Origin of the sequence: Microcystis sp. M_QC_C_20170808_M3Col (assembly GCF_007095505.1) — a bacterium.
Lineage (GTDB): Bacteria > Cyanobacteriota > Cyanobacteriia > Cyanobacteriales > Microcystaceae > Microcystis.
In genome coordinates this window covers 1-7,760 of sequence record NZ_SFBY01000187.1, presented here as the reverse complement: position 1 = coordinate 7,760, position 7,760 = coordinate 1, and the positions used below count along the sequence as shown (strand labels likewise).

At 46.5% G+C, this 7,760-nt stretch carries 7 protein-coding genes and 2 pseudogenes; all 9 read right to left on the bottom strand.

The genetic code is table 11. The features are described 5' to 3' along the window. A pseudogene (locus EWV84_RS08310) lies at positions 1–500 on the bottom strand (RNA-guided endonuclease InsQ/TnpB family protein); the annotation flags it as partial. Next, positions 452–604, bottom strand: a complete 153-nt coding sequence (locus EWV84_RS08305) for a hypothetical protein (RefSeq protein ID WP_287077622.1) — start codon at positions 602–604, stop codon at positions 452–454. The gene EWV84_RS08305 and the pseudogene EWV84_RS08310, both read right to left, overlap by 49 nt. Next, entirely contained in the window at positions 605–2,827 is a 2,223-nt protein-coding gene (locus EWV84_RS08300; RefSeq protein ID WP_287077621.1) for a GumC family protein, read from the bottom strand. A 127-nt stretch (positions 2,828–2,954) separates the two neighbouring features. After that, positions 2,955–4,172, bottom strand: coding sequence for a polysaccharide biosynthesis/export family protein (locus EWV84_RS08295; RefSeq protein WP_416361052.1), 1,218 nt, complete (start codon positions 4,170–4,172; stop codon positions 2,955–2,957). A gap of 120 nt (positions 4,173–4,292) precedes the next feature. Beyond that, positions 4,293–5,039, bottom strand: coding sequence for a cyanoexosortase B system-associated protein (locus EWV84_RS08290; protein WP_287077620.1), 747 nt, complete (start codon positions 5,037–5,039; stop codon positions 4,293–4,295). Then, the gene (crtB, locus tag EWV84_RS08285; RefSeq protein WP_287077619.1) at positions 5,032–5,937 is read right to left on the bottom strand and encodes a cyanoexosortase B; all 906 of its coding nucleotides are present in this window, start codon (positions 5,935–5,937) and stop codon (positions 5,032–5,034) included. The genes EWV84_RS08290 and crtB overlap by 8 nt, the downstream gene beginning before the upstream one ends. A 37-nt stretch (positions 5,938–5,974) precedes the next feature. After that, complete coding sequence (locus tag EWV84_RS08280; RefSeq protein WP_286824784.1) at positions 5,975–7,114, bottom strand: DegT/DnrJ/EryC1/StrS family aminotransferase; 1,140 nt, start codon at positions 7,112–7,114, stop codon at positions 5,975–5,977. 130 nt (positions 7,115–7,244) lie between these two features. Next, positions 7,245–7,562 carry a hypothetical protein gene (locus EWV84_RS08275; protein WP_287077618.1) on the bottom strand — a complete coding sequence of 106 codons (318 nt, stop codon included), beginning with the start codon at positions 7,560–7,562 and terminating at the stop codon, positions 7,245–7,247. 69 nt (positions 7,563–7,631) lie between these two features. After that, positions 7,632–7,760, bottom strand: a pseudogene (locus tag EWV84_RS08270) (RNA-guided endonuclease TnpB family protein); the annotation flags it as partial.

Here is a 7,760-nt window from a genome sequence, read left to right as displayed (position 1 = left end):
GGAACAGCAACACAAACAATCCGATAAATCTTGGCAAAATAATTCAACCATTCAGTGAATTGATACCAAGAAGCATCAGAAATCGACTTGGCAAGCTGACGGTTTTTGACTAAGTTTCTAATCTTTAAAGCTTCATAGACTACCAGATCATTAGACTGGACTAACGCCAAAGCGTCTTTAATTGCTTTGTCTTTACGTTGTCTTGACACTTTCAAGTGAAGTTTAGCTACTTTTATCCGTTGCTTGTGATAGTTGTTAGACTGTTTGTTTCCCTTACAAAATCGTTTTGATAATCTCCTTTGTGCTTTTTTAAGTCGTTTTTCTGACTTTCTTAAATAACGTGGATTCTCTACAGTATTACCTTGGGCATCGGTATAAAATTCCTTTAACCCTAAGTCAATTCCTGTTATTTGTCCCGTTGGTTTATGGTATTCTTGCCGTTCTACGTCAATCAAAAACTGGCAATAATAGCCGTCAGCACGTCTGATGGAATTAAACCGATGCTCCGCGGTTGATATTCTGGTCGGATTTCATCCCCGCAAAGGTGAGTATCTTGTCGAAAAATGTAGCGGGGGCATTCATCCGACATTTTAGGTAACCGCATTTACACCTCCACTTTCACTTCCTCTGTCTCTGTTTTTTCCTGTAGTGGGGGAACTATCAAAGGCGGCAGTTCTGGTTCGGCGGTGTTGAGAGTCGGCGTAATATCGACGTAGTTAATCACCGCCCCTAAAATTTTCACTTCCGCTTCTGTTAACTGGTCAGTTGCTTCACTCAAGAGACTAGAACGAGTTATCGCCTGGCGCGTTACCAGAATAATCCCGTCCGCTAGTTCTTCTAAGAGCAGCGCATCATTACAGCTAGACAGAGAAGGAGTATCCACAATCACCAGATCGAAACGGCCGCGAGAATCTTTGAGAATTAATTGTAATTCGCTCGATTCAATGATAGCTGCCGCTTGTTTTTGCGGACCGGGACTAGGCAAAATGGAAAGGTTTTCTATATTTGGGGCCAGCCGGATCGATTTACTTTTTGCCCCGTAGTAAAGTAGGGGTTCTCGGAAAGAATTGGGATCGGGAGTGACTCCGATTTCTTCGGCCTTAGAAAGACTTCTCAGATCTCCTTCGACTAACAGAGTCCGTCGGCCTGCTAAAGCCGCAGCGATCGCCAGATTATAGGCAGTGGCGGTTTTCCCCTCTCCGCCAGTAATACTGGTGACAATGACCACTTTCACCGTTTCGCCGCCGCCAACAAGTCGCAGGGTACTGCGTAAACGTTCGTAGTAGGGGAGATAATTGGCATTAGCATCGGCGAGAATCGGCTCGATTTCCTCGCCCTCTAAATTCCGGACAATGGGCAATTGTCCCAAGAGTAGTATATCCCGACTAACCAAAGCTTCCCGCAATTCTTGGGGACTGTGCAGGCGATCATCGATCACTGCTAACAGCAGGATCGTACCCAATCCGGCTAAAGTTCCCAAACCAGCACCCACCAAGAGAATCAAGGTACGATTCTTGCGGTTAAACACCTGTTCGATCGCTTGAGCAACTGGCGGTTGGGCGACGGTGAGACTACCCACGGTTTCCGCTTCTGCAGCCTGAGCATCCACCAGAGCATTGAGAATATTCTCGTAGATACCCCGTTGAAAGGCGACGGCTTGGGTTAAACGAGCTTGCTGTAGCTGTTTATCGGGGAATTTCTCGTATTGGGAGCGTAATTGCTGTTCCTGAGTCACTAAGGATTCTAATTGTTTCATTAAACCCTCGCGCTGGGTTTGCAGGGTGACTAATTGAGCCGCTAGTTGTTGACGGGTGGCATCGAGATTACTTTGCTGACGGATGCGACTGCTGGGAAGGGCGGTAAGGACACCATCTTTTCCGATCACCTCGACGGCTCTTTTTTGTAAGAGAGATTCGTTAACTTGCTGTTGTTTGCGTAATTTAACTACGGTGGGATGTTCGGGGCGTAAATCCTTCTGTAGTCGCTCCAATTGGGTTTCCGTGTCCAATATCTGCGCTCGGATACTGGCAATAATCGGGTCGGCACTAAGGGCCGAGGAGGTGTAAGCTTGATCGGGGGTTAAATCGAGTTGTTTACTCAGACTATCAATTTGTCCTTGAATACCTTGCAGTTCTAGGCGAATTTCTCGCTGTTGCTGTTGACTACTGGTGATAGCGGTGAATAAACTCCCATCTTGAATCGCCAATAAATCTGAACCCTGGGTACTAATGTAGCGATAAAACTTTTCTTCGGCTCTGGTTAAATCTTTTTGGACTTCGTTAAGTCGGACACTGAGAGCTTCTATGCGGGCCCGTAACTGAGAAGTATTCAGCCAGCGACTGTATTCCACCATTTCCTTCATCAAGGTTTCGAGAATTAACTCCGCCTTGGACTGGGAGTCGGCCGTTAACTCTAAAAGTACCTCTTGGGGTTGGTCGGTTCCTGTAGGCCGATTGCTATTATTTTTTTGTCCCTCCACTTCACCAGGGAAGGTGATTTTCAAATCTTGATCGCGAATTTTAACGATCTGTTCCTGATTAAATTGCAATTTTTTAGCGGCATTGACCAATACCCGGGGAGATAGCAGTAAATCGCGGTCAATAGCCCGCCCTTGTTCTTGCAGTTGGGTTCCTGTACTGGTAAAAGCCGGCGGCGGCACCCGGTAGGCCAATTGTCCCACCGCCCGATAAAAGGTGGGGGGTTTCTCAGGATCGGGTAGGAGAGCAAAGATCACAGAACCGCCTAAACAGACGAGGAAGACGAATATTCCCACAAATTTGTTCTGATCTAGCGAGATGAGAAATCGTTTAACAATTGGTAGAGCCATAGCTTTTTAATATATTCCCAGATTCTTTACATTTTAGCGGTCAAGAGTGATTCTCGCCCTTGAAATCCTAGCTTATGAAGTTGTGTTAAGGAGTGAAGGGAGCAAGTTGCCCCTCAGTTATTGGAAGTTATTGGAAGTTATTGCTAAGGTTGAGAATTGTATTGGTAAAACTGGAAATATCCCGAATGGGTTGGGTAATGATATTAAAAGCGGCGAAAATTTCCCCTAATAGGGTGCGGGTGACAATAATTACGTCTTGATCTTCTAGGGGAACATTTTGGGATATATCTCCCCTAACTGCCGCTATCGGACTCAAAGTTTGACTAACAATTCCCCCTTTGGCACTGTCAAAACGTAGCAGGGACACTTCATTGACATTGATCCGCAGGCGATCGGAAACTGGTAAACTAGCCACCACATCGAGGAAGGTACTGCCATTAGGAATCGAAACATTTCTCAGGGCAATTCCCGAAGGAACTAAGGGAGCTAAAACCCTGACGGTGATATTCTGCTGGGTGAGGGTGGTTCTAGCCACCAGTGTGCGATTATATCCCGTTTCTTGGCCTACTTCTAACTTGGAAACAATCACGGCATCGCCCCCTTGCAGACGCAGATCTGGCAAGCGTTCCCCTTTAATTAAGGGAGTATAAAGGTCAAGTTTCTCCTCTAATACTGTACCATCGACTAAAACCCGACGGACAACGATCGAACGCAGATCGGCTCTGGGAGTGCCACCCCCCGCCGCCAAAAGTACCTGCGCTAGGGGAGTATTAGGAGCGATACTATAAAACCCCGGTCGCTGTACCTCTCCCAGAATGGTTAACTGGACGGGACGGGCAGTGGTTAAAACAGCAATCACTTCCGGTTCCTCCCGCAAGTATTTTCGCCCCAATTCGAGGCGGATTTTAGTTTGTACTTCGTCTAAAGTCAAGCCCAGCACAGGAATACGCCCTAAAATCGGCACCAGAAAATTACCATCGGGATCCACCGGCCCCGTGGAATTAAATTCGGGAAAATCGGGAACCGAGACAGTAATTTGATCGCCGATATCGAGTCGATAGGTCTGAATTTGTCGGGATTGGCGATTATTGGGAGAGTAAACCGGTGGACTGTAGCCGGTAGGGGGAATCGTGTTTTCAGGAAAGGTGGGATTAGGGGGTTGGGGGGGCAAAAATTCCAACCCGGCTCCGGGTTGAGTCTGGGGTATGGACAAAGGACCTTGGGCTTTGAGTCTCTCGGAGTGAATTACCCATAAGAACCCTGTCAGACTCAACCCTGATAAGGCTATAGCCCCAGTTCTGAATAAACTAACTGGCAAAAACTTGTTGAGCATTGCTGGAATCATACAGATATATCAATTTATTTTCTGAGAGTTATCTAGTGGGAGAGGAACAAAGAAGCTATTAAGGACTAGAAAAGTGCCTTGAGCTAGTTTTTTTTAAACAGATAGTTGGGAGCAGAAAAACTACTTTTCTTTTTTGGTCTCAGGCAGAGAAGTTAATTGACTTAAGACATTTTGTTCTAAGTTACTTTGAACTTCCTTGGCGAGATTGAGAGCAAAGGGAGTGAGAGTTTGCAGTTCTTTCGTCGGTTCTAAGGGAATCACCAAGGAAACGGCTATCCAGGGTACTCTCTGTCTTTTTAATTGCGCCCATTGGTCAAGCCAATACCACACCGAGGGATCGTAATGACCACCACCTAGCCAAGCATACCATTGCACCACGGCAAAGGTGTTTTTTGTCCAGGCACGATAGAATCGAGCCGTGGCCTTTCCTCCCGACTGGGTGGGGATTAATAGCTCGGTTGTTTCCCCCTGATTCCAACGACTAATCGAAGTGATATCTGACCATTCTAATCCTGGTTGATTTTTATAGTATATCTGTGGCTTTAAAAGCACGGTGATCCTCTTGCCTTCAGGACTTTCCACCACTTGTACCGACCATTTTCCCTCACCGATTTCTCCTTGCTGCTGGTCGATGGTTTTCAGGTCGGACAACTCGATTCCCGATTCTTGTAGGACTCGCATTTTCTGCATATTACTGATTCTCGGTTGCTCCACCCAAGACCACTGGCCAGAAATTAAATTGGGCAAGATACCCCCTAAAATCAATAGCAGCAGCAGGCACAACAGCAGTAAATAATTACCTGGGAGCTTTTTTTTGACTTTATCTAACACTAAAGTTACCTCGGCTGGAATTTTTTGACTAATCATCCTGGTTACCTTCCTCTTGAGCTAGGGACTTTTTCTTAACCGCCTCGCGATACTGCATGATTTGGAAGACCAAAAGGATCAGTAATAACATAAAGACCGAGTATAAATCACCCCCCCAGCTATCGTGGAGTAATTTGAAGTTTTCGTCTTGTCCTGTGCCGTGAAACCAAGCTAAAAGCGCGTTACGAATAATATTAGCCCCGACACTAATTCCAAAGGCACTGAGGAGCATAAAGCGGGTTTTACGACCGTTTTCGATAGTATCAGTCCAATGGAGCAGCAGCAGCGTCACGTAAAGACTGGTAAATAACATTTTCAGCCCCGCACAGTAGGGAGCGACTTCCACCATCCTACCTTCTACCGCTACATAGATACCGTCAACGGAGACATCTAAGCCGGCTTGCTGGAGAATAAAACCAGCGCAAGCGGCAATAAAAACCTGTAGGGGTAGGGTATAGGGAGCAATCAGGTAGGGGATAGGATTAGGGGTCGCTAAGGCTGTTAAAAGTAGGGGAAATCCTTGCAATTTAAAACCTTCTGTTCCTTTTAACCAGAGACAGATTCCCGCTAAAATAATCGGAAAAGACATACTAACCCAAAGGGAGGAACCGAGGAGATAAAAAATAGCTCCTAGGGTTAACAAAAACGCTCCGAGGGGGTGGGAGCGATCTTCGAGGCGTTGCCATTTTTTGCGATTCTGCCAGACAATATAGGCGGCGTAGGGAAGGCCAATCAAGCCGTGGCTAAAGTATTCGTGTTCGATGCTGATCGATTTATTCAGCCAACCATCGTACCAGTGAAAGATCACCGGACCATAGATAACCGCCAAGAAACCGATAATCAGCCAAGATTGCCGATTTTTGTGGGAGACGGGGGACAAGGAAGGACTAACACCCATAGGACGGAGCGATTTAGTGACAAATTCTGAATTTATGTTACCCGATGATCGCAGTGATCTGTTCAACCACGATGTCAATCTGCTCCTCGCTGATGCCGGGGTACATGGGGAGAGAGACAATTTCTTCACAGAGAGTCTCTGCATTAGGAAAGTCTCCCTGTTGATAACCCAGGTAGCGATAGGCCGGTTGCAGATGACAAGGAATCGGATAATGAATGCCGGTTTGAATACCGACGGCAGTTAATTGTTCTTGTAGTTGTTGGCGCTCAACGGAACAATGGGGGAGAATGCGAATAACGTAGAGATGATAGACATGACCAGTCTCGGTTTCGTCTCGTACGGGTAAAATGCCTTGATCGGCTAAAGGAGCCAAAAGCCTGTCGTATTGTCTTGCCGCTCGATGACGGGAGCGGTTCCAGCTTTCCAGATGGGGTAATTTAATGTTTAAAATGGCGGCTTGTATGCTATCCAAACGGCTATTAGTGCCGATATCGGTGTGGAAATACTTGCTCGGTGCGCCATAATTTCTTAAACTGCGGGCTTTTTGGCTAATTTCGGGATCATTGCTCACTAACATTCCGCCATTGCCAAAAGCACCCAAATTTTTACTGGGATAAAAACTAAACCCGGCCGCTACACCGACACTGCCGGCGCGATAACCTTCTCTACTGGCTAAATGGGCCTGGGCCGCATCCTCAAAGATAATCAGATTATAGCTGCGGGCAAAATCCTGTAATTGTTGGGGTGATACCATCTGTCCGTACAGGTGTACGGGGAGAATGGCGCGGGTGTTGGGGGTAATTCTTTGAGCAGCCGCCGCGAGGTCAATTAGGGCTGTATCGAGGTGACAATCAACTAAAATCGGTTTGGCCCCCGCTTGCACAACACCCATGAGGGTAGCGACAAAGGTATTAGCGGGGACTAGCACTTCATCCCCAGCACCGATGCCGTAAGCTTGTAAAGCCAGGGTAAGAGCAGCAGTGCCAGAAGCTACTCCCACAGCATACTCGACTCCGCAAGCTTGGGCAAAGGCGGTTTCAAATTCGGCTAAAGCTTGGCCTAAAACAAAATCTCCCCGGTCGATAACTGTTTGGATTGCCTCGGTAATTTTTGCTTGTAGGGGCTGGTTTTGCCAAGTCAAATCCACAAAGGGAACTTTGATTAAACTGAAATTCATCTAGTGCTTGTTTATGGAGATATTATTAAGTGTCAACAGACTAGCATGGATTTGAGCGAGTTGGCTAGATTCCTATTCAGGGGATTTGGTCTTGACTTGGCCAAAAGGATCAAGTTGACTGCCTAGCTATTTATTTTTGCCGCCAAACTTTGACGATAATTCCTAGGCAGAGGAGAATATAAGCAGAAGTTAATAAACCGTTCCAGTATAAAAGGCGAAAACTCAAGGTTTGGTCGGTGAAAGCAGCCCCAGTCCAGAGGAAAGCGTAAAAAAGCAGCCATCCTAGCGTTAAATTCAGAGATAAGCGACTAATTTGCCGTTGTTTTCCTTTTCTTTCCCCTCGATACCATGTCCAAGCGGAGGGAATCACCCCTAGAAAGGGAATTAGATATAACATTAATTGCAGTCGCTCTAATTTGTGATCGCCGAAAGGATCGTGATTAATCATGGTATTTGTCCGATAGAACTGGTTATTTTGACATCCTCACCGCCGTAAACGGACGGTGATTCCCAAACCTCACGATTTGGGTTTCTGCTTCTTTCCCTTGCGGGGTTCCGCACCTGCCTTAACAGTTTTACTCTGTTCTGGTCTTATGGTCGCGACCCGGACTGACACCGCAAGTCCTGCGGCCAAAATGTTTTTACT

What these genes read in the sequence shown, in the direction of transcription:
- EWV84_RS08275 (WP_287077618.1), bottom strand. Translation starts at nt 7,562, where the DNA reads ATGATTAATCACGATCCTTTCGGCGATCACAAATTAGAGCGACTGCAA.
- EWV84_RS08280 (WP_286824784.1), bottom strand. Translation starts at nt 7,114, where the DNA reads ATGAATTTCAGTTTAATCAAAGTTCCCTTTGTGGATTTGACTTGGCAA.
- EWV84_RS08290 (WP_287077620.1), bottom strand. Translation starts at nt 5,039, where the DNA reads ATGATTAGTCAAAAAATTCCAGCCGAGGTAACTTTAGTGTTAGATAAA.
- EWV84_RS08295 (WP_416361052.1), bottom strand. Translation starts at nt 4,172, where the DNA reads ATGATTCCAGCAATGCTCAACAAGTTTTTGCCAGTTAGTTTATTCAGA.
- EWV84_RS08300 (WP_287077621.1), bottom strand. Translation starts at nt 2,827, where the DNA reads ATGGCTCTACCAATTGTTAAACGATTTCTCATCTCGCTAGATCAGAAC.
- EWV84_RS08305 (WP_287077622.1), bottom strand. Translation starts at nt 604, where the DNA reads ATGCGGTTACCTAAAATGTCGGATGAATGCCCCCGCTACATTTTTCGA.
- crtB (WP_287077619.1), bottom strand. Translation starts at nt 5,937, where the DNA reads ATGGGTGTTAGTCCTTCCTTGTCCCCCGTCTCCCACAAAAATCGGCAA.